Origin of the sequence: Herbaspirillum sp. C7C2 (assembly GCF_022627865.1) — a bacterium.
In the GTDB taxonomy this organism is placed as follows: Bacteria; Pseudomonadota; Gammaproteobacteria; order Burkholderiales; family Burkholderiaceae_D; genus Herbaspirillum; species Herbaspirillum frisingense.
Genome location: NZ_JABXGI010000004.1, coordinates 279,229 through 304,171, shown reverse-complemented (window position 1 = coordinate 304,171; position 24,943 = coordinate 279,229). Strand labels below are relative to the sequence as shown.

The window sequence follows — 24,943 nt, the reverse complement described above, 5'->3', positions numbered from 1 at the left end:
GCCCCTACAAGGATCCATTCATGATTCCGTTTTCCGTTCTTGATCTATCCCCGATCAACCAGGGCAGCAACGCAGCCCAGGCCTTCAACAACAGCAAGGAACTGGCGCAGCGTGCCGAAGCGTTGGGCTACAAGCGCTACTGGCTGGCCGAGCACCACAACATGCCCGGCATCGCCAGCGCCGCCACTGCGCTGGTGATCTCGCATGTCGCCGCCCATACCCGCAGCATCCGCGTCGGCTCCGGCGGCATCATGCTGCCCAACCACTCGCCGCTGGTCATCGCCGAACAGTTCGGCACCCTGGAATCACTCTATCCCGGTCGCATCGACCTGGGCCTGGGTCGCGCTCCCGGTTCCGACCAGCGCACCGCGCGCGCCCTGCGCCGCCACATGGGCGGGGATACCGCCGACAACTTCCCGCAGGACGTGCAGGAACTGCAGGAATATTTCGACGACCCGTCTGACTACCAGTCCCTGCGCGCCGTCCCCGGTGCCGGTCTCAAGGTACCGATCTGGTTGCTCGGTTCCAGCATGTTCAGCGCCCAGCTGGCGGCCGAACTGGGTTTGCCGTTTGCCTTCGCCTCGCACTTCGCCCCCGGCTTCATGAAGTCGGCGATCCAGATCTATCGCGAGCGCTTCAAGCCCTCGGCCACGCTCAAGAAACCCTATGTGATGCTGGCCCTGAACGTCTTCGCCGCCGATACCCAGCGCGAAGCCGAGCGCCTGTTCACCTCGCTGCAGCAGCAATTCCTGAACCTGATCCGTGGCACGCCCGGCCAGTTGCGACCGCCGGTGGATGACATCGACGCGCTCTGGCAGCCGGGCGAGCAAGCGCACGTCGAGCGCTCGCTGGCCTGTGCCGTGGTGGGTGACCGCGACACCGTGCAGGAAGGCCTGCAGGCCTTCATCGACGAACATGCGCCCGATGAGCTGATCATCACCGCGCAGATCTTCGATCATGCGGCGCGTCTGCATTCCTTCGAGATTGCTGCCGAGGCCCGTGCGGCCCTGCAGGAAAATGTGACGATCTAGTCCAGCGCTAACACCACGGAAAAAGGCGGCAGGGACGTGGTCCCTGCCGCCTTTTTTTCTCGTCTTCAATCGAAGGCTTATTCCATCCCCAGCATCCGCGCCAGACTATTGCCGCTCTTCTCGCTGACCAGGTGGATATGTTCTTCCAGCGACAGCAGATGGGCTTCCATGGCCGCCACCGCGCCCTCGGCATCGCCCCGTTCGATCAGGTCCACGATATGGGTGTGTTCGTCATGCTCGCAGGCCGCATAGCCGGCCGGCTCATGCAGCGCCACGATCAGCGAGCAGCGTGACACCAGCTCGCTCAGGTAGCGTTGCAACGTGGCATTGCGCGACAGTTCGGCCACCCGCATGTGGAAGGACGACGCCAGCCGCGCCCAGTGCGTCTGCGCATAGCTGTGCATGACCTCGTGTTCTTCCTTCAGCTGCCGGCGCAGCTTGGCCAGGTCGGCGCGGGTGGCGTTCTGCACCGCCAGGCGCATGATGGCGCCTTCCAGTGCACGTCGCGCCTGGAAGATTTCGCGTGTCTCTTCCGGCGTCGGCATGGCCACCACCGCCCCGCGATTGGGCCGCAACTCCACGATGTGTTCATGTGCCAGTTTCTGCAAGGCCTTCTGCACCACCGTGCGTCCCACGCCGAACAGCTCGCACAGGGCCGCCTCCGGCAGCTTGGTCCCCGGCGTCAGGCGCTGGCTCATCACGCTGTCGAAAACGGTCTGGTAGATGCGGGCGATGATGTCCTCGCCCACTTCGCCGTCCAGTACCAGTGCCGGGGCATCGGTGAGCGCGTCGTGCCGCACGCGGGGGCGGCCGGCGCGGCTCGGTCGGGCCGGTGCCGGGCTCACCTCCGGAGGCTTGCGGGTACGGGAAGAGGGCTTGGCAGTCTTGCGGGGAGAGGTGTCGCTCATCGTCTTGTCGAGTGGTGGTTCGCGCCCGGAACTCAGCCGGCGCCGCCTTGCAGCGTGCGCCAGATGCGGGTCGCCAGCCCGATCAGGGCCAGGTCGCTGCCCGCCGGGCCCAGCAATGATACGCCGATCGGCAGCCCGGCGGGGCTGGTAAAGGGCAGGCTCACCTGCGGCAGACCCGCCAGTCCAGCCACACAGGTCAGCCGGAAGGTGCGTGCGCGCACCTGATCGATCTCGGCCGCGCTGGCATCGCGCAGCGGCGCCACGCTGGATGCGGAGGGAATCACCGCCACCCCGTCGGCTCCCAGCAAGGTGCGCACCCGATGACGTACCAGGTCCTGTTTCTCCCGCGCGGCGCGGGCGGTCTCGGCGCTGGTCTCACGCGCCATGTCCCAGCGTGCCTGCACGGCAGGGCCGAACAGCGGCCGGGTCTGGCTGATCCAGTCACCATGGCATTGCCAGGCGTCGTAGGCCGAGGCACTGACGTAGGCCTGGCGCCACCTTTCCAGCTCTCCCTCCGCGCCCGACAGGCGCATGTGTTCGCCCGGCATGGTGCTGCGCAGGCCCTCATAGACCCGGTGCAGGACCGGGTGGAATTCGGGATCGGCCAGTTCCAGCATGTCGAACGGCAGCAGCACCTTGCGCAGCGGTGTATCGGCGGTTCCCGGCAGCAGTGTCCGGCCGACGCGCTCGAAGACCTCGGGGTCGTGCGCCAGCCAGGTGGCAGTGTCGAAGCTGGGGCACAGCGGCGCCATGCTGGCCGTGGACAGCAGGCCGAAGCTGGTGCGCAAGCCCCACACGCCGCAATAGCTGGCCGGCACCCGGGTCGAGCCGCCAGTATCGGTGCCCAGTGCGAAGTCGCACAAGCGTGCTGCCACGGCCGCCGCCGAACCGCTGGAAGAGCCACCCGGCACCCGCTCCGGCGCGGCACTGTTGATCGGCGTGCCGTAGTGGTGGTTGTCACCGTGGATGCTGTAGGCCAGCTCATCGGTCAGGGTCTTGCCGACCAGCGTGGCACCGGCCTGCAGCAATTGATCGACCAGTGCATTGCTGCGCCGGGGGATGGGGTGTGTGCGCAGCCAGTCGGGATTGCCGGCGCCGGTGGGCTGGCCGGCCACGTCGAACAGGTCCTTGGCCGCGAAGCGCAGCCCGGCCAGCGGACCGCTGGCGGTGCCGGCGAGGGTGAAACGTCCATGCGCAACGAAGGCGCCGACGTGGTCATCGATGTCGAAGGTGGTGGTGGCGTTGGTGTTGGTGTTGGTGATGACAGGGGCAATGCCTGAAGCAGTATTCAACTCATTCTCCAGAAACGGATGCCGGCCTCAGAAAGGCTGGCGCAATTGTTCCAGCGATGCGACGTGGTCGCAGATGGCACCGGGGGTAGTGAACCAGATCTCTCCCCGGTCGCGGGCGGCCGCCAGGTGTTGCAGGGCGCTGCGCAGATGGCGCAGACGATAGGGCTGGCCCACCAGATAGGGGTGCAGGGCGATCCCCATCACCAGCGGTTGCTGTACCGACTGCTCCAGCATCTCGTCGAAGTTGTCCACGATCATGCGGGCGAAATCGCGCCCGTCCATCTGGCGTGCCACGATCATGGGAATGTCGTTCAACTCCTGCGGATAGGGAATCGACCACAGCGTCTCCCCGCTGCGCGTGAGCATGTGTACGGGCTGGTCGTCATGCGCCCAGTTGAGGGTGTAGCGATATCCCGTTTCCTGCAGCAGGTCCGGCGTGACCAGGCTCTCCGAAATCCAGGGCGAGAGCCAGCCGGTGGGGGCCACCCCGCTCTCGGCACCGATGCGCTCCCGGCAGTGACGCAGCAGCGCCGCTTCTGCCGCTTCGTCCAGCCTGCCTTGCTGATGGGCGTTGGTGTGGCCGTGACCGATCAACTCATCCCCTCGCGCCACAAAGGCCGCCACCAGCTCGGGGCAGTGATCGTAAAGTGCGGTATTGATCAACACCCCGGCCGGCAAGCCCAGTTGCTCGAAGAGTTCGAGACAACGCCAGGCGCCGACCCGGTTGCCGTATTCCCGCCAGGCGTAGTTGAGCACATCCGGTTCGGGGCACACCGGTCCCAGCTTGGCCCCCAAGCCCTCGCCGAAGGCAAAGTGCTCGATGTTGAAGCCCAGGTAGACCGCCAGTCGGGCGCCATTGGGCCAGCGATAGTGCGGCCGGCGATGGATGGCCGAATAGCCGAAGCGGCCATGCGAGGGCAGGGCGCCATAGGTATCGCGGCCGGCGTCTTGTCCCAGCGCAGCGTCGGCGCCTGGTGGCAGGATGGTGGTCTGCATGCGTCCTCCCTCAGAGTTCGGCCAGACCGGCGCGCACCAGCATGCGTTCGGCGCTGTCGTTCCACACGTCCATCTGTACGATCAGCCCGTGGCGCACCACGTAGCGGTCGACGTAACGGTTGCCTTCGAAGGCCTCGCCATCGGGCCAGACGCCGTACAGCGTGCCGCGGTTGTAGACGATGGCCTGTTCCGGCGTGGCACCGGTCACCACTTCGGTCGCTTCGAAACGCTTCTTGACCCAGCCGTAGCGTCCGGCATTGAAGGCCGCGCATTGTGCAGGATCGATCATCTCGCGCCCGCCGGTAAAGCGGATTTTCAGCTCCGGCGAAACGAAACGGCGCGCCGCCACCGGATCGGGAATCATCAGCACACGCAGGTATTCATCTACCAGCGCGGCAGGATCGTAGGTCAGGGGGCTGCTTGATGATGGTGCGGCGTGCATCATTTTCTCCAGGGTCTGCACAATATCTGTGCGTTATTGACTGCAATTCAAATAGGTTATCGGTGGCAATAATCTCTAATAAATGCTGCGACTATTAGATAAATATTGTCGGCAATAATTAAGCGATACGGTGCTGCTTGGCATAGCCCTTGCATAAGTCATGCCGGGCAGAGCACTCACTCAATTACTGGAACCTACTGGAGGGATTCACATGATCCGTTTCACGCGCCGTACCCTGATCGCCGCTGCAGCAGCCACCGTCGCCACCGCACTGTCGCCGCTGGCGCTGGCCGCCGACACCATCAAGATCGGTCTGGTCACCGCCCTGTCGGGCCAGTCCGCACAGGCCGGCGAAGCCTTGACCCGCGGCATGAGCATTGCCATCGACGAGATCAACGCCAAGGGCGGCCTGCTCGGTGGCCGCAAGCTGGAACTGGTGCGCCGCGATGACGAAGGCAACCCCGCCAAGGGCGTGGTGGCGGCGCGCGAACTGATCTTCAAGGAAAAGGTGGCGGTACTCTTCGGCGGCCTCGATACGCCGGTGTCGATGGCCATCGTTCCCATCATCAACCAGGAAAAAGTCCCCTTCGTCGGTCCCTGGGCAGCGGGCACCGGTGTGACCAAGAACGGCGCCAATCCTAACTACGCCTTCCGCGTCTCGGCCGTGGATGAGCTGGTGGACAAGGCCATGCTCAACTATGCGCAAAAGACCTTCAAGAGCAGCAAGGCCGGCCTGATCCTGGTCAACAATCCCTGGGGCGAGTCCAACGAGAAGGGCATCGTCGCCGCACTGGCCGAGAAGGGCATGAAGCCCGCCGGCATCGAGAAGTTCGAAGCCAGCGATGTCGATGTGGTACCGCAACTGAGCCGCCTCAAGGCCGCCGGTGCCGATACCCTGTACCTGGTGGGCAACGTCGGTCCCTCGGCGCAGGTGGTAAAGTCGCTTGATCGCATGGGCTGGAAGGTGCCGGTGGTGTCGCACTGGGGACCGGCCGGCGGCCGCTTCACCGAACTGGCCGGACCGAACGCCAAAAACGTCCACTTCATCCAGACCTTCAGCTTCTTCGGCAAGCTCTCCCCGGTGGGCGAGAAGGTGGTTGCCGAGCTCAAGGCCAAGTATCCCGCCATCAAGGGGCCGGACGACATCACTCCCGCCGTCGGCGTGGCCAATGCCTATGACGGCATGCAGCTGGCCGCGCTGGCCATCGCCAAGGCAGGTTCCACCAATGGCGATGCAGTGCGCGAGGGCTTCTACAAGATCGATCGCTACGAAGGCCTGATCAAGACCTACGTCAAGCCGTTCAGCCCCGGTGTGCATGACGCCCTGCAGGCCGACGACTATGTCTGGGCGCAGTTCATCGACAACCGCATTCTGCCGGTCGGCCTTAGCCAGTAACGCAAACTTGGAAAGAAACGCGCCACCTTTCGTCCGTGCAGGGCCACGGGTGGCGCCAGGAGAACACGATGTTGCTGTTGTCGGCACTGATCAGCGGATTCGGACTGGGGAGCATGTACGGTCTGATGGCGCTTGGTTTCTACATGACGTATGCCGTTTCCGGCACCGTCAATTTTGCACAGGGCAGCTCCATGATGCTGGGCGCCGTGCTGTGCTTCACCTTCGCCCAGACCCTGGGCTGGCCGATGTGGCTGGCCATCCTGCTGGCCCTGGCAGCCTGTGCGCTCTACGGATTGCTGGTGGAGATACTGGCGGTGCGCCCCTTCGCGCGCCAGGGCTCCAATGCCTGGCTGATGTCCACCGTGGCGCTGGGTATCGTGCTCGATAACCTGGTCATGCATACCTTCGGCAAGGAACCGCGCAGCCTGCCTTCGCCGCTGGCGCTGTCGTCCATCGAACTGGGCGGCATGGGCCTGGGTGTGTACCCCCTGCACCTGCTGATCCCGGCCATTGGCCTGGCGCTGGCCGCCTTGCTGCATACCGTCTCGCGTCGCACCCGCTGGGGGACGGCCCTGCTGGCGGTGGTGCAGAACCGCGATGCGGCGCGCCTGATGGGTATTCCCATCACCCGTGCGATTGCGGTCGCCTTCGCGCTTTCGACCCTGCTGGCCGGCGTGGCCGGGGTGCTGATTGCGCCGCTGTTCAACGTCAATGCCGACATGGGTACGCTGTTCGGCCTGAAGGCCTTCGCGGTGGCCATCCTCGGTGGCATCACCAGCGCCTGGGGTGTGATGATCGCCGGCCTGCTGTTCGGCATGGCCGAGGCACTCATCACGGCCACCCTCGGTTCCGGTTACACCCAGATCATCACCTTCGCTTTGGTGATCGTGGTGCTGGCCATCCGTCCCAATGGCCTGTTCGGCCGCGCACAGGTGAAAAAGGTATGAATCGTCTGCCCCCTTCCATTGCCCGCAGTCCGCAGGCTACGGGCTCCACGTCGCCAGCATCGGCAGCATCGGCCGAGCCTTCCTCCTCATCCAACATCAAGCTCGGATTGGGTACGCCCGCCGCACTGATGTTTTCTGCGCTGGGCCTGATCGCCGCCATCACGCTGGCGCTCTCGATCAACAGCTACTACGTCTTCGTGCTGGCCGGTATTGCGCTGGTGGCCATCGTCGGCATCGGTCTGAACGTCCTGATCGGTCTGACCGGACAGGTCTCCTTCGGCCATGTCGGCTTCTATGCAGTGGGTGCCTATACGGTAGCCATCCTCACCACCAAGGCCGGGCTGTCGTTCTGGCTGGCCTGGCCACTGGCAGCGGTGGTTGCGGGCGCGCTGGGCATGCTGCTGGCGCTGCCGGCGCTGCGCGTGAAAGGGCCTTACCTGGCCATGATCACGATTGCCTTCAGCTTCATCATCCAGCACGCCATCATCGAACTGCGCGACCTCACCGGTGGCCAGAACGGCATCATGGGTCTGGCCGCACCGTCCTTCATGGGTTTGCAGACCGAGCGCGCGATTGCCGTGCTGGGTCTGATAACGGCGGCGGTGGTACTGGCCGCCTACTGCTGGCTCTCGCGCGGCAGCTGGGGCGCAGCCATGCGCGCCGTGCGCGACAGCGAGACGGCGGCCGAATCCATCGGTCTCAATCCGCTGGTGATCAAGACCGTCGCCTTCGCGGTGTCGGCTGCACTGGCCGGCCTGGCGGGTGGGCTCTTCGCGCCGCTGTCCACCTTCGTCACGCCGGACACCTTCAGCTTCATGCAGTCCATCCTCTTCGTACTGGTGGTGGTGCTGGGTGGCTCCGGTTCCATCCTTGGCCCGGTGATCGGTGCCGTGATCGTGGGTGCGCTGCCGGAACTGCTGTCCAGCCTGGAAGACTATCGTCTCCTGTTCTTCGGTGCCTTGCTGCTGCTGGTACTGTGGGTCGCCCCGGATGGCGTGACGGGACTGCTGGGCAAGCTCGCTGCGCGCCTGCGCAAGCCAGCCGTCTTCACACCTTCCGTAATCGCTACGCCGGACGATGACATTGCCCAGCCGGCGCTGCCGTCAAGGACGCGCCGCACTTTGTCCGCGGACGGACTCACCATGGTCTTCGGCGGCGTGCGTGCCGTCAGCGATCTCGGCTTCGAGGTGCCCGGTGCCGCCGTCACCAGCCTGATCGGCCCCAACGGCGCCGGCAAGACCACGGCGCTGAACATGCTCTCCGGCTTCTATCGCCCCAGCGCCGGTCGCTTCGTGCTGGGCGATACCGAACTGGCCAGCCTGCCGGCCTTCCGCATCGCCCGTCATGGCGTGGCCCGTACCTACCAGACTTCGCAACTGTTCGGCAGCCTGTCGGTGGCCGACAACGTGGCGCTGGCCTGCGGCCGTGGTCGCCTGGGCGGCCTGCTGTCTTCGCGTGGCTTCCTGGCCGGCGCGGTGCGCGAGCGCAGCCGCCGCCTGCTGGACTTCTGCGGCTATCGCGGCGCACTCGACATTCCCAGCGCCGACCTGGCCCACGTCGATCGCCGACTGGTGGAAATCGCCCGGGCGCTGGCCGCCGATCCCGACGTGCTGTTGCTCGATGAACCGGCTGCCGGCCTGTCGCGCGAAGACAAGACACTGCTGGCGCAACTGCTGACCCGCATCGCCGAGGCCGGCATCAGCGTGGTGGTGGTCGAGCACGATATGGAACTGGTGATGCAGATCTCGCGCCGCATCGTGGTCCTGGACGCCGGCCAGCGCCTGGCCATCGGCAGCCCGCAGGAAATACAGAACGACCCCGCCGTGCGCAAGGCCTACCTGGGCGAGGGCGGCCAGCAGCCGATGGCGGCGGCCCGCGCTGCAGTGGCCGGAGCCAGCGAATTGCTGGGCGTCGGCGAGCTGGTCACAGGCTATGGCGCCGAACCGGTTCTGCATGGCATCAACCTGCAGGTCAGGCAGGGCGAGATGATTGCGCTGCTGGGCGCCAATGGTGCCGGCAAGTCCACCCTGATGCGCGCACTGGCCGGCCTGCATCGTCCGGTAGAAGGCGGCATCCACGCCGGTGGCGTGAACCTGATGCATCTGCGCGCCGAGCAGATCGTGCGCCATGGCGTGGTACTGGTGCCGGAGGGACGGCAGGTGTTCCCTGAACTGTCGGTGCTGGACAATATCCGCCTCGGTGCCTTCCTCTATCCGCAGGATGTGGACGCGCGGGTAGAGGAGATGCTGGGGCGTTTCCCGCGCCTGCGTGAGCGCCTGCATCATCGCGCCGGCCTGCTCTCTGGCGGCGAGCAGCAGATGCTGGCCATCGCCCGTGGCCTGATGTCGCGTCCGCGTGTGCTGCTGCTGGATGAACCATCGCTGGGACTGGCGCCGAAGGTAATCGCCGAACTGTTCGCGGCACTGGACCAGTTGCGCCGCGAAAACATGACCATCGTGCTAGTAGACCAGATGGCGGCCCTGGCGCTGTCGCTGGCCGACCGCGCCTACGTGATCGAAGGCGGGCGCGTGGTGGCGCAGGGCACGGCCGCCGAGATCGCCGCCAATGATGCCCTGGCCAAGGCCTATCTGGGCGCCCACTGAGGACACAGAGGAATCAGCATGGAATCGACACAACCGTTCGAGATCAACCTGCCGGAGGTGGTGGCCGAAGTGCGTCATGCCTTCCAGCGTTATGAAGTGGCCCTGACCACCAACCAGGTCGAAGTGCTGGATGAACTCTTCCTCGATGGACCGCATACCGTACGCTACGGCGCCACCGAGAACCTGGTCGGGACCGAGGCCATCCGCGCCTTTCGCCAGGGGCGCTCGCCGAAGAACCTGATGCGCACCCTGCGCCAGACCGTCATCACCACCTACGGTCAGGACTATGCCATCGCCAATACCGAGTTCACCCGCGAGGGGGAAACGCGCACCGGCCGCCAGAGCCATACCTGGCTGCGCCTGCCGCAGGGCTGGCGCATCGTCGCCGCGCATGTTTCCTGGATGGATGCACCGAAAACGACACCGGCCTGAACGCTGCGCCGTCCCCGGTTATCATCGCCGCATTGCCTTCCCATCCAATATAAAAACCTCAGGAGTCAGCCATGTTGTATAGCAAGACCTGTCTGGGCGGTATGGTCACCGCCCCTCATCACCTGGCCGCCCAAGCCGGCGCGCAGATCCTGCGCGAAGGCGGCAATGCGGTCGAAGCCATGGTGGCTGCGGCGGCCGCCATCGCGGTAGTCTATCCGCACATGAACGGCATCGGCGGCGATGGCTTCTGGCTGATCAGCGAGCCCGGTCGCGAGCCGGTGGCCATCCGCGCCTGCGGACCGTCGGCGGGTCTGGCGACCAAGGCGTTCTATGCCGGGCATGGCTACAGCGCGGTACCCACCCGTGGCGCGCATGCGGCCCTGACGGTGGCCGGCGCCGTGGGCGGCTGGTCGGCCGCGCTCGATTACGCGCAACGCTTCGGCCGCGCTCTGCCGCTGCCGGTGCTCTTGGCCGACGCCATCCGTCACGCACAGGCCGGGGTCCCCATCACCCGTTCGCAACATGAACTCACCCGCGACAAGTGGGCCGAACTCAAGGACCAGCCTGGCTTCGCCGCCACCTATGCCGCGGCCGGCATTCCGGCCCAGGGCACGGTGCTGAAACAGCCAGCCCTGGCCGCCAGCCTGTCGCGCCTGGCCGAAGCCGGGCTGGACGACTTCTATCGCGGCGACCTCGCCGCCACCCTGGCTGCGGGCCTGGAAGCGGCCGGCAGCCCGGTGCGTCGTGCCGATCTGGAAGCCTTCCGCGCCCAGATCGTGCAGCCGTTGATGGTGCAATTGCGCTCAGGCCGCGTCTACAACCTGCCGCCGCCGACGCAGGGCGTTTCCGCGCTGATGATCATCGGCCTGTTCGACCGGCTGGGGATCACCGAGGCCGACGGCTTCGCCCATATCCACGGCCTGGTGGAAGCGACCAAGCGTGCTTTCATCCTGCGTAACCGGCATGTCACGGACCCGGCCCACATGAGCGTGGATGCGGCGCACTGGCTGCTGGCCGAGGCACTGGACCAGGAAGCCCGCCAGATCCACCTGCAGCAGGCCGCGCCATGGCCGCATCCGGCCAAGCCCGGCGACACCATCTGGATGGGCGCGGCCGATGCGCAGGGCCGCGTGGTCAGCTACATCCAGAGCATCTTCTGGGAATTCGGCAGCGGCGTGGTGCCGGCCGATACCGGCATCGTCTGGCAGAACCGTGGCGCCAGCTTCACCCTGGACGATGGCGCCAACCAGCTGCAACCCGGCAAGCTGCCGTTCCATACCCTCAATCCCTCGCTGGCGCGTCTGGAGGATGGCCGTACCCTGGCCTACGGCACCATGGGTGGGGAAGGGCAGCCGCAGACCCAGGCCGCCGTATTCACCCGTCACGTGCTCTTCGGCCAGAACCTGCAGGCCGCCGTCAGCGCACCGCGCTGGCTGCTGGGACGGACCTGGGGCGATGTCTCCACCAACCTGAAGGTCGAAGGCCGGGTACCAGCCGCCACCATCGACGCCCTGCGCCAGGCAGGTCACGAAGTGCAGGTGGTGGAGGAATACACCGACATGATGGGACACGCCGGCGCCGTCTGCGTGCATCCGGATGGCGTCATCGAAGGCGCCACCGATCCCCGCGCCGATGGCGTGTGTGCCGGCCTGTAAATCTCCATTCCCCACCCCACGACGGATGGCCGCGATCCTCACAGATCGTCGCCATCCGTTGTCTTTTTGCATTTCCCGCCTGTCGGGAAATGCTGTCTATTGCGCGCTTTTGCCTGCAGTCATGTCGCTTTGAGGGAGAAGCGCTGCGGAGTATTGGTGAGTATTTTCCTGCGTAAAAATTTTCTCGAAGTTTTTCGGGAAATGCGATGAAAAACCATAGTTGTTCTGGCAAGATGCCGAAATACCCAAGCGGTTCACAGGGGAGCCGTCATGCATCCAGTCGTATCGCAGCATTTTGTCTGAATTGAACAAGAAAAACGCCCCATCTCCGCCGAATCTGTCGTCGCTGATTACGCTGGGGGTGGTTATAACCGTGCTCATCACGACCGTGTCAGTGCTGATTCTGGTGGATCAGTTCACGCGCGGCTACGCGCGTTCGGAGTCCGAAACACGCATGAAGCAGCTGGCCTGGCAGATGCAGGACGCGCTCGAGCGCGGCATGAGTGAACGCGAAATCGATCTGCGCCTGCTGTTGCAACGCCCGTCCATCCGCGCCGCGACCGACGTGGCGCGCGTGCGCCGGGTGCTCAACGAACTGCAGTCCAATGTGCCGCACTATGCCTGGATCGGCCTGGCGCAACCCGATGGCGCCGTGCTGGCGGCCACCAATGGCTTGCTTGAAGGTGTCAGCGTGGCCGAGCGCCCCTGGTTTCAGGAAGGCCGGAAAAGCGAATACGCGGGCGACTACCATCCCGCACTCCTCCTGAGCAAGAAGCTGCAGCCGCAGTCCGATCCCTGGCGTTTCGTCGACCTCTCCGCACCCGTGCAGGATGCAAATGGCCATCTGGTGGGGGTGCTGGGCATGCACCTGTCCTGGAGCTGGGCCCGCGATATCGCCGCCAAGCTGCTCGACCCCACCGGCAACCGCTATGACGTCGACGTGATCATCGTGCGCGATGACGACACCGTCATCCTCGGTCCGCGCAATCTCGAAGAAACCAAGATCGATACCGCCAGCCTGCGTGCCGCGCGCGCCTCGCGTACCGGCGGCTCGCTGCTGGAGACCTGGCCCGACGGTCTGCGTTATGTCACCGGTTACGCCCGTACCGGCCAGCAGGGCGGCATGAAACTGAACTGGAGCGTGCTGGTGCGCCAGCCCGAGTCGGTGGCGCTGGCCGCCTTCCGCGATCTGGAACGACGCGTGATCGTGGTAGGCACGCTCTCCGGGGCCGTGCTGGTGATCCTGGCCTATGTGCTCACGCGACGCCTGGTGGCGCCCATCAACGCACTCTCGGCAGCGCTGGAGCAACGCGCCGCCGGTCGCTCCGACGTCTCCATCCCGCGGGTGGACAGCTATCGCGAAATCCATCTGCTGTCCTCCACCCTGGTCAACATGGTGGCGCGCGAAGAAAGCTATCTGCGCGAAGTGCGCTCCCTCAATGAAAGCCTGGAGCATCGCGTCGCCGAGCGCACCAGCCGCCTGCACGAGACCGCCACCGCCCTGCAGCAGGCGCTGGACCAGCAACAGGCCAACCAGATCCAGCTGGAAGAAAGTGCCGCCGAACTGCGCGCCATCCTGGAAAACGCCCAGGACGCCTTCATTGCCGCCGACGAACACGGTCGGGTGGTCGAATGGAACCGTCAGGCCGAACTGCTGCTGGGCTGGCCACGTGACCAGGCCATGGGGCGCGACATGGCCGAACTGATCATCCCGCCCGACATGCGCGCCGCCCACAATCGCGGCATGGAGAAGTTCTTCGAAGATGGCACCAGCGTGGTCATCAACAACCGCATCGAACTGCAGGCCCTGCATCACGATGGACATGAATTGCCCATCGAGATCACGGTCGGGCATGTCAAGCGCCAGAGCGGCCACCTGTTCATCGCCTTCCTGCACGACATCACCGAACGGCTGGCCTTCCGCGACCAGATGCGCGAGCTGGCCCTCACCGACGTACTGACCAGCCTGCCCAATCGCCGCGCCTTCAGCGACCGCCTGCCCGAGGGCATGATGCGCGCGCGCCGCGCCCACCAGCTGCTGGCGTTGTTCTTCATGGACCTGGATGGCTTCAAGGGCATCAACGACCGCTATGGTCACGAAGCCGGCGATGAACTGCTGGTCGAGTTTGCGCGGCGTCTGCAACAATCGGTGCGCGACGTCGATACCGTGGCGCGCCTGGCCGGTGACGAGTTCGTGGTGATCCTGGAAAACCTGCAATCCCAGGAAGACGCCCTGATGGTGGCCGAGAAGGTCCTCCATACCATCCGCGAACCCTTCCAGCTGACCCACTCCACGGTCAACATCTCCAGCAGTATCGGGGTGGCGGTCTATCATCCCGACCTGGACGGCGAAGTCGGCCCCGAAGAACTCCTGGCCATGGCCGACAAGGCCATGTACGCCGCCAAGCGCCTGGGCAAGAACCGCGTCGAACTGGGCAAGGTGTCCGACGTCTGATCGGCCGGCGCTGCCGGCCGCTATTGTTTTCTCCTGCAAGTCACCTCTTCTCGCCCGGCCCTACCTCGCTCCGCCCGCACGTCATCACCTTGCCGGCCCACGTTTACGTCTTGTTTACACCCCCGCCCCAAACATTTACCCGGATTTAATGCCGCTTTCCCTATCGTTCCACTGTCGCTGATTCCGGTTCCCGGAGCGGCGGGACACAACGTCAACAATGGAGTGGGAAATGTGGCAAACGGATTTTCTCTACGTGGGTATGCTGCTGCTCTGCGGCATCTCGATGTGGGCATTCATCGCCCTGTGCAGCCGTCTGGAACGGCAGGAAGGCGAGAAGAAATGAACCTCATGTATCTGCTGGGGCTGGTCGTTTCCATTGCCCTGTTGCTGTACCTGGTCTATGCGCTGATCAAGCCGGAGGACTTCTGACATGGACAGCAACAACTACCTCCAGCTCGGCCTCTACCTGGCCGTGCTGCTGATTCTCTCCCTGCCGCTGGGCTGGTACATGGCCCGCGTGATGGAGGGCAAGTCACGCGTGAACCGCCTCTTCGGCGGCGTCGAACGTGTCTTCTATCGCCTCTGTGGCATCAGCCGCGAGCAAGACATGGACTGGAAACAGTACGCCATCGCCGTGGTGCTGTTCAACTTCCTCGGGCTGATCGTGGTGTACCTGCTGCAGCGCCTCCAGCAATGGTTGCCGCTCAATCCGCAGGCCTTGCCCACCATCAGTCCCGACTCGTCCTTCAACACCGCGTTGAGCTTCGTTACCAATACCAACTGGCAGGGCTATGCGGGTGAAGCCACCATGAGCTACCTGACCCAGATGGCGGCGCTGGCGGTGCAGAACTTCCTCTCGGCGGCCACCGGTATCGCGATCGCCTTCGCGCTCATTCGCGGCTTTGCCCGCCACAGCAGCAAGGGCATCGGCAACTTCTGGGTGGACTTGACCCGCAGCGCGCTCTATGTGCTGCTGCCGCTGTCGGTGGTGCTGGCGCTGGTGCTGGTGCAGCAAGGCAGCATCCAGAACTTCCGCGCCTACCAGGAAGTGAAGACGCTGGAAGTGACCCACTACACCGTGCCAAAACTTGATGCTGCCGGCCAGCCTTTGAAGGATGCGAAGGGCGAACCGCTGGTCGATGCCCAGAGCACCGACCGGCAGACCTTGCCGATGGGGCCGGTGGCCTCGCAGGAAGCCATCAAGATGATCGGCACCAACGGCGGTGGCTTCTTCAATGCCAACTCGGCCCACCCCTACGAGAACCCGACTCCGCTCTCCAACTTCCTGCAGATGCTGGCCATCCTCATCATTCCGGCCGCGCTCTGTACCAGCTTCGGCGTGCTGGTTGGTGACCGGCGCCAGGGCTGGGCCATCCTGGCCTCGATGACCTTGCTGTTCGTGGTGCTCACGCTGGTACTGATGTACAGCGAATCGCAGACCAATCCCATGCTGGCATCGCTGCACGCTTCCGGCCCCGGCATGATGGAAGGCAAGGAGACCCGCTTCGGCATCCCGGCCTCGGCCCTGTTCGCTTCCATCACCACGGCGGCTTCCTGCGGTGCGGTCAATGCCATGCACGACTCGCTCTCGCCACTGGGCGGACTGGTGCCGATGCTGCAGATGCAACTGGGTGAGGTGGTGTTCGGCGGCGTCGGCTCGGGCCTGTACGGCATGCTCATCTTCGCGGTGCTGGCGGTGTTCATCGCCGGCCTGATGATCGGCCGTACGCCCGAATACCTGGGCAAGAAGATCGGCGTGTTCGACATGAAGATGATGTCGATCGCCATCCTCATGACCCCGGCCCTGGTGCTGATCTTCACCGCCCTGTCGGTGATGGTGGAGGGCGGCCTGGCCGGCATCGCCAACCCCGGTGCGCATGGTTTCTCGGAAATCCTGTACGCCTTCAGCTCGGCGGCCAACAACAACGGCAGCGCCTTTGCCGGGCTCTCGGCCAATACGCCGTACTACAACATCACGACCGGCCTCTGCACCTGGCTGGGCCGCTTCGGCATCATCGTGCCGGTGCTGGCCATGGCCGGTTCGCTGGCCGGCAAGAAGCGCCTGGCGGCCACCTCCGGTACCTTGCCCACGCACGGTCCGCTGTTCGTGGCCCTGCTGATCGGCGCGGTGATCCTGGTGGGTGCGCTGACCTATGTGCCGGCACTGGCGCTGGGTCCGGTGGTGGAACACCTGCAGATGATGGCGATGTAATTGAATCGATGGCTTGCGCGGCAGGGGCGTAGATGGCCCGCGCCGCGCAGCAACCCGCAACGGAAAACCTATGACTACCCCTTCCAGCAATACTCCGGCCGCTGCCAGCAAGCAGCAGGCCGATGCCATTCCGTCCGCCGCGCAGACCGCGCGCTGGATGTTCGATCCGAAGATCGTCAAGCCGGCCCTGGCCGATGCCGTACGCAAGCTGTCGCCACGCGTGCAGTGGCGCAATCCGGTGATGTTCGTGGTCTATCTCGGTAGCATCCTGACCACGCTGCTGTTCATCCAGGCGCTGGTCGGCAAGGGTGAGGCGCCGGCCGGTTTCATCGGTGCCGTAGCCGCCTGGCTGTGGTTCACGGTCCTCTTCGCCAACTTCGCCGAGGCCCTGGCCGAGGGCCGCAGCAAGGCCCAGGCCGCGGCCCTGCGCGGGGTCAAGAAGAGCGTGACGGCCAAGAAGCTGCGCAATGCGGCCTCGGTGGCAGGCACTGCGAACGCCGCCCGCCAGTGTGAAGTGGTGGAAGGCGACAGCCTGCGCAAGGGCGACCTGATCCTCATCGAAGCCGGCGATACCGTGCCGGCCGACGGCGACGTCATCGAGGGCGTGGCCACCGTGGACGAGAGCGCCATCACCGGCGAATCGGCACCGGTGATCCGCGAATCCGGCGGTGATTTTTCAGCTGTCACCGGCGGTACGCGCGTGCTGTCGGACTGGATCGTGGTGCGGGTCTCGGTCAATCCGGGCGAAGCTTTCCTGGACCGCATGATTGCCATGGTGGAGGGCGCCAGCCGCAAGAAGACCCCCAATGAACTGGCCCTCACGCTCTTGCTGGTGGCGCTGACGCTGGTGTTCCTGCTGGTGACGGTGACCCTGCTGCCGTTCTCGATCTTTTCCGTGACCGCCGCCGGTGCCGGTGCGCCGGTGTCGGTCACGGCCCTGGTGGCACTGCTGGTGTGCCTGATCCCGACCACCATCGGCGGCCTGCTCTCGGCCATCGGTGTGGCCGGCATGAGCCGCATGATGCAGGCCAATGTGATCGCCACCTCCGGCCGCGCCGTGGAAGCCGCCGGTGACGTCGACGTGCTGCTGCTGGACAAGACCGGCACCATCACCCTCGGCAACCGTCAGGCGGCCGCCTTCATGCCGGCGCCCGGCGTGGCGGAGCGCGAACTGGCCGATGTCGCCCAGCTGGCTTCGCTGGCCGATGAAACGCCGGAAGGCCGCAGCATCGTGGTGCTGGCCAAGAACCGCTTCAATCTGCGCGAACGCGAAATGGCCGGCCTGGGCGCGGAATTCATCCCGTTCTCGGCGCAGACCCGCGTCTCTGGCATCGACATCGGCAGCCGTCGCATCCGCAAGGGCGCCGCCGACGCCATCCGCAAGCTCGTGCGCTCGGCCGACCAGCGCCTGCCGGCGCAGGTGGAGAGCGATGTGGAAGCCATCGCCCGTCGTGGCGGTACGCCGCTGGTGGTCATCGAATGGCACGCCGAGGCGGCCGTGGTCAACCAGGGTGCGCCGATCCGCATCCTCGGCACGGTGGAGTTGAAGGACATCGTCAAGGGCGGCATCAAGGAACGTTTCGGCGAACTGCGCCGCATGGGCATCAAGACCATCATGATCACCGGCGACAACCGCCTGACCGCCGCTGCCATTGCTGCCGAAGCGGGTGTCGACGACTTCCTGGCCGAGGCCACGCCGGAGCAGAAGCTGGCGCTGATCCGCCAGCACCAGGCCGAAGGCAAGCTGGTGGCGATGACCGGCGACGGCACCAACGACGCCCCGGCGCTGGCCCAGGCCGACGTCGCCGTGGCCATGAACAGCGGCACCCAGGCGGCCAAGGAAGCCGGCAACATGGTCGATCTGGACTCCAATCCGACCAAGCTGATCGAGATCGTCGAGATCGGCAAGCAGATGCTGATGACGCGCGGCAGCCTGACCACCTTCAGCATCGCCAATGACGTGGCCAAGTATTTCGCCATCATTCCCGCCATGTTCGTGGCGACCTATCCGCAGCTGGGCGCGCTGAACGTGATGCATCTGGCCAGCCCTGACTCGGCCATCATGTCGGCCGTGATCTTCAATGCGCTGGTGATCGTCGGCCTGATCCCGCTGGCCCTGCGCGGAGTGCGTTATCGCGCCCTGGGCGCGGCCGTGCTGCTGCGTCGCAACCTGCTGATCTATGGTCTGGGTGGTCTGTTGGTGCCGTTCGTGGGCATCAAGCTGATCGATATGCTGCTGGCCGTGTTCGGCCTGGTATGAACTTGTCTTCTAGCTCCAAGGAAAGCCTCATGAAAACCTCTACTCCCCATCCTTTGCGTCCGGCCATCACGCTGTTCATCCTGCTGGGCGTGCTGCTGGGCGGCCTCTACCCGCTGCTGGTGACCGGCCTGGCGCAGGCCTTCTTCCCGCAGCAGGCCAATGGCAGCCTGATCGAACGCCAGGGACAGCCGGTCGGCTCCGAACTGATCGGCCAGAACTTCAGCAGCCCGGCCTATTTCTGGGGCCGCCCCTCGGCCTCGGGCACCTTCCCCAACAATGGCATGGCCTCCGGTGGCAGCAACCTGGGCCCGACCAATCCGGCCCTGAAGCAGGCCGCCGAAGACCGTGCCAAGGCCCTGCAAGAAGCCGATCCCGGTAACACCGGTGCCATCCCCATCGACTTGCTGACGGCCTCGGCCAGTGGCCTGGACCCGCACATCAGCCCGGCCGCCGCCGACTACCAGGCCGCTCGCGTGGCCCGTGCGCGTGGCGTGAGTGTGGAGCAGGTGCGGGCGCTGATCCGTGGCAATAGCGAGACCCCGCAATGGGGGCTGTTCGGTGAACCACGCGTCAATGTGCTCAAGCTGAACCTGGCACTGGATGTGGCAGCACCATTGCGCGCGCAGGCCGATCCCAAGTAAGTCAGACGTCCGCGCAAGCCAGGCCGGGGGTACGCGTTTGCCGTGCCCCCGGCCTTTTGCCACTACAATGCCAGCAACCCGAATACCCGCCATGGACCAACGCCCCGACCCCGACGACCTGCTGGAACGCGTGATGCGCGACGAAGAGCGCCAGGCACGCGGCCGCCTGAAGATCTTCTTCGGATTCTCGGCCGGTGTCGGCAAGACCTTTGCCATGCTGGAAGCAGCCCAGGCGCTGGCTGGCCAGGACGTGGACGTGATCGCCGGCGTGGTCGAAACCCATGGCCGTGCCGAGACCGAGGCGCAACTGGCCGACATTGCACGCCTGCCCATGCGCATGGTGGCCTACCGCAATCGCCAGTTGCCCGAGTTCGACCTGGATGCCGCGCTGGAACGCCGGCCCGGCGTGATCCTGGTGGACGAACTGGCGCACTCCAATGTCCCCGGTTCGCGCCATGCCAAGCGCTGGCAGGACATCGATGAACTGCTGCGCGCCGGCATCGATGTCTACACCACCCTCAATGTGCAGCACATCGAAAGCCTCAACGACGTGGTGGGCCAGATCACCGGCATCCGCGTCTTCGAGACCGTGCCCGACCATGTCTTCGACGAAGCCGACGACGTCAAGCTGGTCGATATCCCGCCCGACGAACTGCTGGCGCGGCTGCAGCAGGGCAAGGTCTATCTGCCGCAACAGGCCGAGAAGGCCGGCCGCAACTTCTTCCGCAAGGGCAATCTCATCGCGCTGCGCGAAATTGCACTGCGCCGCACCGCCGACCGTGTCGATGCCGACATGCGCCAGTACCGCGCCGACCGCTCCATCGCCCAGCTGTGGCAGGCGCGTGAGCGCATCGTGGTGGCCATCGGCAGCGGCGCCGGTGAAGAACGCCTGATCCGTGAAGGCGCCCGGCTGGCCGCCAAACTGCAGGCCGAATGGCTGGCGGTGCATGTGGATCTGCCGCGCCAGCGCCAGGCCATGGCCAGCCGCGAGCGGGTGGTGGCCCATCTGAAACTGGCGCAATCGCTGGGTGCGGAAACGGCCAGCATCAGTGGTGAGGAACTGGCCGCCGCGCTGCTGCAGTTCGCCCGCAGCCGCAACGCCGGCAAGCTGGTGATCGGCCAGCAGAGCCGCGGTCTGCGTCAGCTCCTGCAGTGGCCGCGTGGCTCGCTGGCGCAACGTATCGCCGCGGCCGGTGGCGAGATCGATCTCTACACCATCGCCCGCAGCCGCACCCGCGAACAGCCCGAGGGACGTGGCGGTGACGGTACCGACAGTGCGGCCAGCGCGGCCGAGGCCCTGCTCACGCGGCGGCGTCGCACGCGTGGCACCCTGTGGGCCGTGGCCAGCTGCGCAGCCACCACGACGCTGGCCTTTCTCTTGGACGGCAAGCTGCATCCGGCCAACGTCATCATGCTCTACCTGGTGGGCGTGATGCTGGTGGCAATGCGCCATGGGCGGGCAGCGTCGGCGCTGGTGTCGGTGCTGTCGGTGATCTCCTTCGATTTCTTCTTCGTCGATCCGCGTTTTTCGATCACGGTGTCCGACGCCCAGTACCTGCTGACCCTGGCGGTGATGCTGGCGGTGTCGCTGTTCATCAGTTCGCTCACGGCACGCCTGCGGCGCCAGGCCAGCGTGGCCATGCAGCGCGAGGCGCGGGCCGCCAATCTCTACATGCTGGGCAAGGAACTGTCGGCCCTGCTCACGCTGGACCAGATACTGGAAATCGGCCGCCGTCACCTGGCCGCGGTGTTCGGGGCGCGCATCGCCTTCTTCCTGCCGGACAGTGCCGACCAGTTGCGCCTGACCGCGCCGGAGCAGGAAGGTAGTGGCGCGCATGTGTTGCACAGCGTGGATGCCGGCGTGGCGCAGTGGGTCTATGACAACGGGCAGCCAGCCGGCAAGGGCACGGCCACCTTGCCCTCGGCCGCAGCCCTGTACTTGCCCTTGACGGCCACCATGCGGACCCGTGGGGTGCTGGCTTTTGCCATCGATGCCGCCAGCGAGGAAGAGGGCCAGTTGGCGGCCGCCCAGCTGGCGCTGCCCGAGAATCGGCAGATGCTGGAAATCTTCTGTTCCCAGATCGCCATGGCCATCGAACGCCTGCACTACGCCGAGGTGGCCCAGGATGCGCTGGTGACCATGGAATCGGAACGCCTGCGCAATTCGCTGCTGTCGGCCATCTCGCACGACCTGCGCACGCCGTTGACTTCGCTGGTGGGCAGTGCCGACGTCCTGGCCGCCAATGCCCGTCTGGACGACGACGCCCGCGCCATGGCCCGCACCATCAGCGAGCAGTCGCAGAAGATGGTCGGGCTGATGAACAACCTGCTGGACATGGCACGGCTGCAGGCCGGTGTGGTTAGGCTGAACCGACAATGGAATGCCCTGGAAGAATTGACCGGCTCGGCGCTGCGCCTGCTGGCCAAGGCACTGGAAGGACGGTCGGTGGAAACCCGCATCGCCGCCGACCTGCCCTTGTTGCGGGTGGACGCGGTCTTGCTGGAGCGGGTACTGGCCAACCTGGTGGAGAACGCGATCAAGTACTCACCCGCCGGCAGTCCCATCACCATCGCGGCCCATGTCGAGCAGAGCGATGGCAGCCGCCAGCTCAAGGTCAGCGTGAGCGATCAGGGGCGCGGCTTCCCGCCGGCCATGACGCAGCACGCCTTCGAGAAATTCACCCGTGGCGACAACGAGTCCAGCACCCCCGGCGTGGGCCTGGGACTGGCGATCTGTCGCGCCATCATCGAGGCGCACCAGGGCCGCATCTGGATCGCCCCGCAGGAAGCCGGGCAGGGGGCTACCGTCTGCTTTACCCTGCCGGTGGAAACGCAGCCGGCCCTGCCTGAAGAATGAGGAACACCATGCAAGAACACGCAGGCAATATCGTCTTCATCGAAGATGACCCGCACATCCGAAAACTGGTCAAGGGCGCGCTGGAGCAGGAAGGCTTCATCGTCCACGAAGCCCGCACCGCCCGCGAAGGTATCACCGAGGCCGGTACCCGCAAGCCCGACCTGATCATCGTCGATCTTGGCCTGCCCGATGGCGACGGCAAGCAGGTGGTCAGCGAAATCCGCAACTGGAGCAGCGTGCCCATCGTGATTCTCTCGGCCCGCACCCAGGAGTCCGAAAAGGTGGAGGCACTCGACGCCGGGGCCGACGATTATCTGGTCAAGCCCTTCGGCATGCCTGAGTTGCTGGCCCGCATGCGCGCGCAATTGCGTCGCCATGCGCGTGCTTCCGCCACGGGACAGGCCAGCGGTCGCTACCGCATGGGGGAGGTGGCGGTGGACTTGCCGGCGCGCAGCGTCACGCGCAATGGTGAGCCATTGCATCTGACGCAGATCGAATATCGCCTGCTGGCCACGCTGCTGCGCGATGCCGGGCGCGTCATCACGCACCGGCAATTGCTGGTGGCCGGCTGGGGACCGTCACACGTGGAAGATGGACATTACCTGCGCATCTACATGCAGCGCCTGCGCCAGAAGCTGGAGCGCGACGCCGCCCAGCCGGTACACATCCTGACCGAGATCGGCGTGGGCTATCGGCTGGCCGACGTGGTGGCTGAATAGTCGTTGCGGTCAGGGCGATCAAGGCCAGTTCAGCAAGGGCAGCGCCAGCACCACCATGGCGATGCAGCCGAGATTGAGCAGCATGCGCTGGCGCTTGAGCAAGAAGGACAGCAGCCAGGCACCCGCCACGAAGACGATGAAGTTGGACAGATACTGCTTGGCCGCTGCGGCCACCGGCAGCTCCGGTGCATCGGCCAGGCCCGAGAATTTCCAGGCGCAGGCCAGCGCTGCCAGCACGGCGCAGTTGAAGTAGGTATTGACGGTGGGGAAGCTCTCTTCCTGGTGCGCGGAAATCTCCACGCTCTGGCATTGCCCGTCGCGATACACCGCATCCAGCCAGTGGCGCTCGCCACGCCAGCGCTGCAGGGTGCTGCCGTCATCCTGTTCCACTTGCGCATGCGGCTTGCCCAGCCTGGCGAACAGGAAGTCAGGCGCGGTAGCGCGCCAGTCGCTGGTCTGCGCAGCACGAAACCCCTGTTCCAGCTGCCTCGCCTTGCGGCGTCGCCCCAGTTGCTTCAGGGCCAGCTGGGCCAGGGCCAGTGAATTGAACAGATAGATCCATTGCAGGATGGTGGCGTAATCGGCTTGCATGAGCAGTCTGATGAAAAGAGTAGCGGCGGGGATGCGGCATCTTGCCGTCAGCCCCGCCACTTGTCCAGTCCATCGCACGCTCAGGGACGGGAAGTGAACCTAAAGGTCCCCCCATAGGTCGATCTGGCGCCGGATTTCGCCGCTGCGCGCATCGCAGATGAACATCACTTCGCGCAGGTCCTTGCGGACCACGTAGCGGAAATATTCGCGATCGCTGCGTGCCACGAAATCCTCGCTTTCTATCTTCCCCGCCATTACCTGGCCGATCTGGCGACGACAGTCCTCGCGGTGCTGCAGGGCCTGCGGCGAGGGGCCGTAGTCGTCTTCAGCGCGATAAGGGGCCACTGCCTGGGTCAGTGGTGCCATGCCGGCGCATATCAGGAAGATCAGCAGCGCCACCAGCATGCAGCGGTAGCGCCGCCGCTGCGCGGTACGCAGGAACAGGTGGCGCGGCGAGAGCGGATGGAGGCGGTCCTCGCCCCGTTTCCAGTGCAGACGGCTACGCATGATGGACTTCCTCCTTGCGCATGGTTGGGGGATCAGAAGCTCTTGTTGAGCGACGCGATCCACTGATTGCGGCCGATGTTCTTGCCGCGCAGGGTGTAGCCGGCATCGGGTGCGTTGCTGCCGGTATAGGCCAGGCCCAGCACATAGCCGGAGAAGTCGCGGCTCATGCCCAGCTTCCAGTCGGTGTAGGACAGGTTGGCGGCATTGGGGCCGGTGTAGTGCTGGCGGCCGATATGGGCCAGCCCGGTGATGCCGGCGAAGAGCTCATGCGTGAGCGACAGGTCGGCGTAGCTGCTGCCGCGAGTGTCGGCATTGCCGAAGGTGTTGCCGGTGCTGTACGAATACTTGAAGGCGATCCATTTGGCATCCAGCCCGAGATAGAGCTCGGTGGTGTCAGGATGGGTCATGCCATCGGGATAGCTGCCGGGATAGGCATAGTGCAGCACGCCGATGTCGCCGTTGAGCCAGTCGCTCAGGACTGGCTTCCAGCCGCCATAGATATCCGCTTCCAGGCTGGCCGAGGCGGCCGGGTTCGTATCCGAAATCCAGCTGATGTTGGACAGCCATACGCCGGCGTAGAGACCGTTGTCATGCGTGAGATCGAAGCCGCCCTGCAGGGCCGGCTTCTGGTTGGTCTGCGTGGTGCCACGGAAGACGTACTGGCTGACCACGCCGATGTTGCCTGTCAGGTGCAGGGCGGAAGTATCGGCCACAGGTGTGGCATTGGCATTTTCTTCAGCCTGCGCCGGGGTGACGACGGCGATGGCCAGCAGCACGCTGGCGGCCAGGGTCGCCAATCCGGCCACGCCGGCCAGTTGGGCGCGACGCAGGCGGCGCTGGCCCAGCGGGACCAATTCCGGTTGGGGTTGTTGATGTTGTTCCTGGTGACGGCGAATCATGCTGGGTGCTCCACGGGTTGAGGAGCACGCAGCTTAGGTGGGTGGGCGTTTAATCCGGATAAAACTTTGCGTGGGCATCGTAAACGTCATATAAATGCCG

21 protein-coding genes are annotated in these 24,943 nt (G+C 65.2%); 13 read left to right on the top strand and 8 right to left on the bottom strand.

The genetic code is table 11. The features are described 5' to 3' along the window. Positions 1-20 precede the first annotated feature (20 nt). Positions 21-1,031, top strand: coding sequence for an LLM class flavin-dependent oxidoreductase (locus HWE04_RS09410; protein ID WP_077235440.1), 1,011 nt, complete (start codon positions 21-23; stop codon positions 1,029-1,031). A 77-nt stretch (positions 1,032-1,108) separates the two neighbouring features. Here the strand turns inward: HWE04_RS09410 and HWE04_RS09405 are convergent, their stop codons facing one another. Genes HWE04_RS09405 through HWE04_RS09390 form a run of 4 tightly spaced genes read right to left on the bottom strand, consistent with a single transcriptional unit; the run spans position 1,109 to position 4,669 of the window. Next, positions 1,109-1,939 (bottom strand): GntR family transcriptional regulator, encoded by an 831-nt coding sequence (locus HWE04_RS09405; RefSeq protein ID WP_241812223.1) that lies wholly within the window; start codon positions 1,937-1,939, stop codon positions 1,109-1,111. A gap of 32 nt (positions 1,940-1,971) precedes the next feature. Next, the gene (locus HWE04_RS09400) at positions 1,972-3,231 is read right to left on the bottom strand and encodes an amidase (RefSeq protein WP_241812222.1); all 1,260 of its coding nucleotides are present in this window, start codon (positions 3,229-3,231) and stop codon (positions 1,972-1,974) included. 27 nt (positions 3,232-3,258) lie between these two features. Continuing rightward, entirely contained in the window at positions 3,259-4,227 is a 969-nt protein-coding gene (locus tag HWE04_RS09395; RefSeq protein WP_006462037.1) for a polysaccharide deacetylase family protein, read from the bottom strand. A 10-nt stretch (positions 4,228-4,237) separates the two neighbouring features. Beyond that, positions 4,238-4,669, bottom strand: a complete 432-nt coding sequence (locus tag HWE04_RS09390; protein WP_241812247.1) for a nuclear transport factor 2 family protein — start codon at positions 4,667-4,669, stop codon at positions 4,238-4,240. A gap of 211 nt (positions 4,670-4,880) precedes the next feature. Here HWE04_RS09390 and HWE04_RS09385 point away from each other — a divergent pair, with 211 nt between their 5' ends. The 5 genes from HWE04_RS09385 (at position 4,881) to HWE04_RS09365 (ending at position 11,702) form a co-directional block, all read left to right on the top strand. Beyond that, on the top strand, positions 4,881-6,065 hold the full coding sequence (locus tag HWE04_RS09385) for an ABC transporter substrate-binding protein (RefSeq protein WP_077235444.1): 1,185 nt from the start codon (positions 4,881-4,883) through the stop codon (positions 6,063-6,065). Positions 6,066-6,133: 68 nt separating this feature from the next. After that, positions 6,134-7,012 (top strand): branched-chain amino acid ABC transporter permease, encoded by an 879-nt coding sequence (locus HWE04_RS09380; protein WP_077235445.1) that lies wholly within the window; start codon positions 6,134-6,136, stop codon positions 7,010-7,012. Beyond that, positions 7,009-9,615, top strand: a complete 2,607-nt coding sequence (locus HWE04_RS09375) for a branched-chain amino acid ABC transporter ATP-binding protein/permease (RefSeq protein WP_241812221.1) — start codon at positions 7,009-7,011, stop codon at positions 9,613-9,615. Before HWE04_RS09380 ends, HWE04_RS09375 begins: the two co-directional genes overlap by 4 nt. A gap of 18 nt (positions 9,616-9,633) precedes the next feature. Further along, positions 9,634-10,047: an oxalurate catabolism protein HpxZ gene (hpxZ, locus tag HWE04_RS09370; RefSeq protein WP_241812220.1), complete on the top strand. Its 414-nt coding sequence runs from the start codon at positions 9,634-9,636 to the stop codon at positions 10,045-10,047. Positions 10,048-10,118: 71 nt separating this feature from the next. Further along, positions 10,119-11,702, top strand: a complete 1,584-nt coding sequence (locus tag HWE04_RS09365) for a gamma-glutamyltransferase family protein (protein ID WP_241812219.1) — start codon at positions 10,119-10,121, stop codon at positions 11,700-11,702. 96 nt (positions 11,703-11,798) lie between these two features. On the opposite strand, the gene HWE04_RS09360 is transcribed toward HWE04_RS09365, so the two are convergent. Next, entirely contained in the window at positions 11,799-12,086 is a 288-nt protein-coding gene (locus HWE04_RS09360; RefSeq protein ID WP_241812218.1) for a hypothetical protein, read from the bottom strand. Positions 12,087-12,156: 70 nt separating this feature from the next. Between HWE04_RS09360 and HWE04_RS09355 the strand changes: the two genes are divergently transcribed. The 7 genes from HWE04_RS09355 (at position 12,157) to HWE04_RS09325 (ending at position 22,846) form a co-directional block, all read left to right on the top strand. Further along, positions 12,157-14,157, top strand: a complete 2,001-nt coding sequence (locus HWE04_RS09355; protein WP_241812246.1) for a diguanylate cyclase domain-containing protein — start codon at positions 12,157-12,159, stop codon at positions 14,155-14,157. 339 nt (positions 14,158-14,496) lie between these two features. Continuing rightward, positions 14,497-14,586 carry a K(+)-transporting ATPase subunit F gene (gene kdpF, locus HWE04_RS09350; protein ID WP_017452361.1) on the top strand — a complete coding sequence of 30 codons (90 nt, stop codon included), beginning with the start codon at positions 14,497-14,499 and terminating at the stop codon, positions 14,584-14,586. Position 14,587: 1 nt separating this feature from the next. Then, positions 14,588-16,369: a potassium-transporting ATPase subunit KdpA gene (gene kdpA, locus HWE04_RS09345; protein WP_241812217.1), complete on the top strand. Its 1,782-nt coding sequence runs from the start codon at positions 14,588-14,590 to the stop codon at positions 16,367-16,369. A gap of 70 nt (positions 16,370-16,439) precedes the next feature. Then, positions 16,440-18,629: a potassium-transporting ATPase subunit KdpB gene (kdpB, locus tag HWE04_RS09340; RefSeq protein WP_446719218.1), complete on the top strand. Its 2,190-nt coding sequence runs from the start codon at positions 16,440-16,442 to the stop codon at positions 18,627-18,629. 29 nt (positions 18,630-18,658) lie between these two features. Beyond that, entirely contained in the window at positions 18,659-19,270 is a 612-nt protein-coding gene (gene kdpC, locus HWE04_RS09335; RefSeq protein ID WP_241812216.1) for a potassium-transporting ATPase subunit KdpC, read from the top strand. A gap of 91 nt (positions 19,271-19,361) precedes the next feature. After that, positions 19,362-22,127, top strand: coding sequence for a sensor histidine kinase (locus HWE04_RS09330; RefSeq protein ID WP_241812215.1), 2,766 nt, complete (start codon positions 19,362-19,364; stop codon positions 22,125-22,127). Between the two features lie 8 nt (positions 22,128-22,135). Then, positions 22,136-22,846 (top strand): response regulator, encoded by a 711-nt coding sequence (locus tag HWE04_RS09325; protein WP_077235453.1) that lies wholly within the window; start codon positions 22,136-22,138, stop codon positions 22,844-22,846. Positions 22,847-22,864: 18 nt separating this feature from the next. Here the strand turns inward: HWE04_RS09325 and HWE04_RS09320 are convergent, their stop codons facing one another. The 3 genes from HWE04_RS09320 to HWE04_RS09310 form a co-directional block, all read right to left on the bottom strand. Beyond that, a complete protein-coding gene (locus HWE04_RS09320) occupies positions 22,865-23,437 on the bottom strand; it encodes a hypothetical protein (RefSeq protein WP_241812214.1) in 573 nt (190 codons plus the stop codon). A 99-nt stretch (positions 23,438-23,536) separates the two neighbouring features. Then, on the bottom strand, positions 23,537-23,944 hold the full coding sequence (locus HWE04_RS09315; protein WP_241812213.1) for a hypothetical protein: 408 nt from the start codon (positions 23,942-23,944) through the stop codon (positions 23,537-23,539). Positions 23,945-23,976: 32 nt separating this feature from the next. Next, positions 23,977-24,843: a TorF family putative porin gene (locus HWE04_RS09310; protein WP_006462053.1), complete on the bottom strand. Its 867-nt coding sequence runs from the start codon at positions 24,841-24,843 to the stop codon at positions 23,977-23,979. Positions 24,844-24,943: the final 100 nt, after the last annotated feature.

Excerpts from the sequence above, each read along its gene's own strand:
- HWE04_RS09410 (WP_077235440.1), top strand. The coding sequence starts at position 21 with ATGATTCCGTTTTCCGTTCTTGATCTATCCCCGATCAACCAGGGCAGC.
- HWE04_RS09405 (WP_241812223.1), bottom strand. The coding sequence starts at position 1,939 with ATGAGCGACACCTCTCCCCGCAAGACTGCCAAGCCCTCTTCCCGTACC.
- HWE04_RS09395 (WP_006462037.1), bottom strand. The coding sequence starts at position 4,227 with ATGCAGACCACCATCCTGCCACCAGGCGCCGACGCTGCGCTGGGACAA.
- HWE04_RS09390 (WP_241812247.1), bottom strand. The coding sequence starts at position 4,669 with ATGCACGCCGCACCATCATCAAGCAGCCCCCTGACCTACGATCCTGCC.
- HWE04_RS09385 (WP_077235444.1), top strand. The coding sequence starts at position 4,881 with ATGATCCGTTTCACGCGCCGTACCCTGATCGCCGCTGCAGCAGCCACC.
- HWE04_RS09380 (WP_077235445.1), top strand. The coding sequence starts at position 6,134 with ATGTTGCTGTTGTCGGCACTGATCAGCGGATTCGGACTGGGGAGCATG.
- HWE04_RS09375 (WP_241812221.1), top strand. The coding sequence starts at position 7,009 with ATGAATCGTCTGCCCCCTTCCATTGCCCGCAGTCCGCAGGCTACGGGC.
- hpxZ (WP_241812220.1), top strand. The coding sequence starts at position 9,634 with ATGGAATCGACACAACCGTTCGAGATCAACCTGCCGGAGGTGGTGGCC.
- HWE04_RS09365 (WP_241812219.1), top strand. The coding sequence starts at position 10,119 with ATGTTGTATAGCAAGACCTGTCTGGGCGGTATGGTCACCGCCCCTCAT.
- HWE04_RS09355 (WP_241812246.1), top strand. The coding sequence starts at position 12,157 with ATGAAGCAGCTGGCCTGGCAGATGCAGGACGCGCTCGAGCGCGGCATG.
- kdpF (WP_017452361.1), top strand. The coding sequence starts at position 14,497 with ATGAACCTCATGTATCTGCTGGGGCTGGTCGTTTCCATTGCCCTGTTG.
- kdpA (WP_241812217.1), top strand. The coding sequence starts at position 14,588 with ATGGACAGCAACAACTACCTCCAGCTCGGCCTCTACCTGGCCGTGCTG.
- kdpB (WP_446719218.1), top strand. The coding sequence starts at position 16,440 with ATGACTACCCCTTCCAGCAATACTCCGGCCGCTGCCAGCAAGCAGCAG.
- kdpC (WP_241812216.1), top strand. The coding sequence starts at position 18,659 with ATGAAAACCTCTACTCCCCATCCTTTGCGTCCGGCCATCACGCTGTTC.
- HWE04_RS09330 (WP_241812215.1), top strand. The coding sequence starts at position 19,362 with ATGGACCAACGCCCCGACCCCGACGACCTGCTGGAACGCGTGATGCGC.
- HWE04_RS09325 (WP_077235453.1), top strand. The coding sequence starts at position 22,136 with ATGCAAGAACACGCAGGCAATATCGTCTTCATCGAAGATGACCCGCAC.
- HWE04_RS09320 (WP_241812214.1), bottom strand. The coding sequence starts at position 23,437 with ATGCAAGCCGATTACGCCACCATCCTGCAATGGATCTATCTGTTCAAT.
- HWE04_RS09315 (WP_241812213.1), bottom strand. The coding sequence starts at position 23,944 with ATGCGTAGCCGTCTGCACTGGAAACGGGGCGAGGACCGCCTCCATCCG.
- HWE04_RS09310 (WP_006462053.1), bottom strand. The coding sequence starts at position 24,843 with ATGATTCGCCGTCACCAGGAACAACATCAACAACCCCAACCGGAATTG.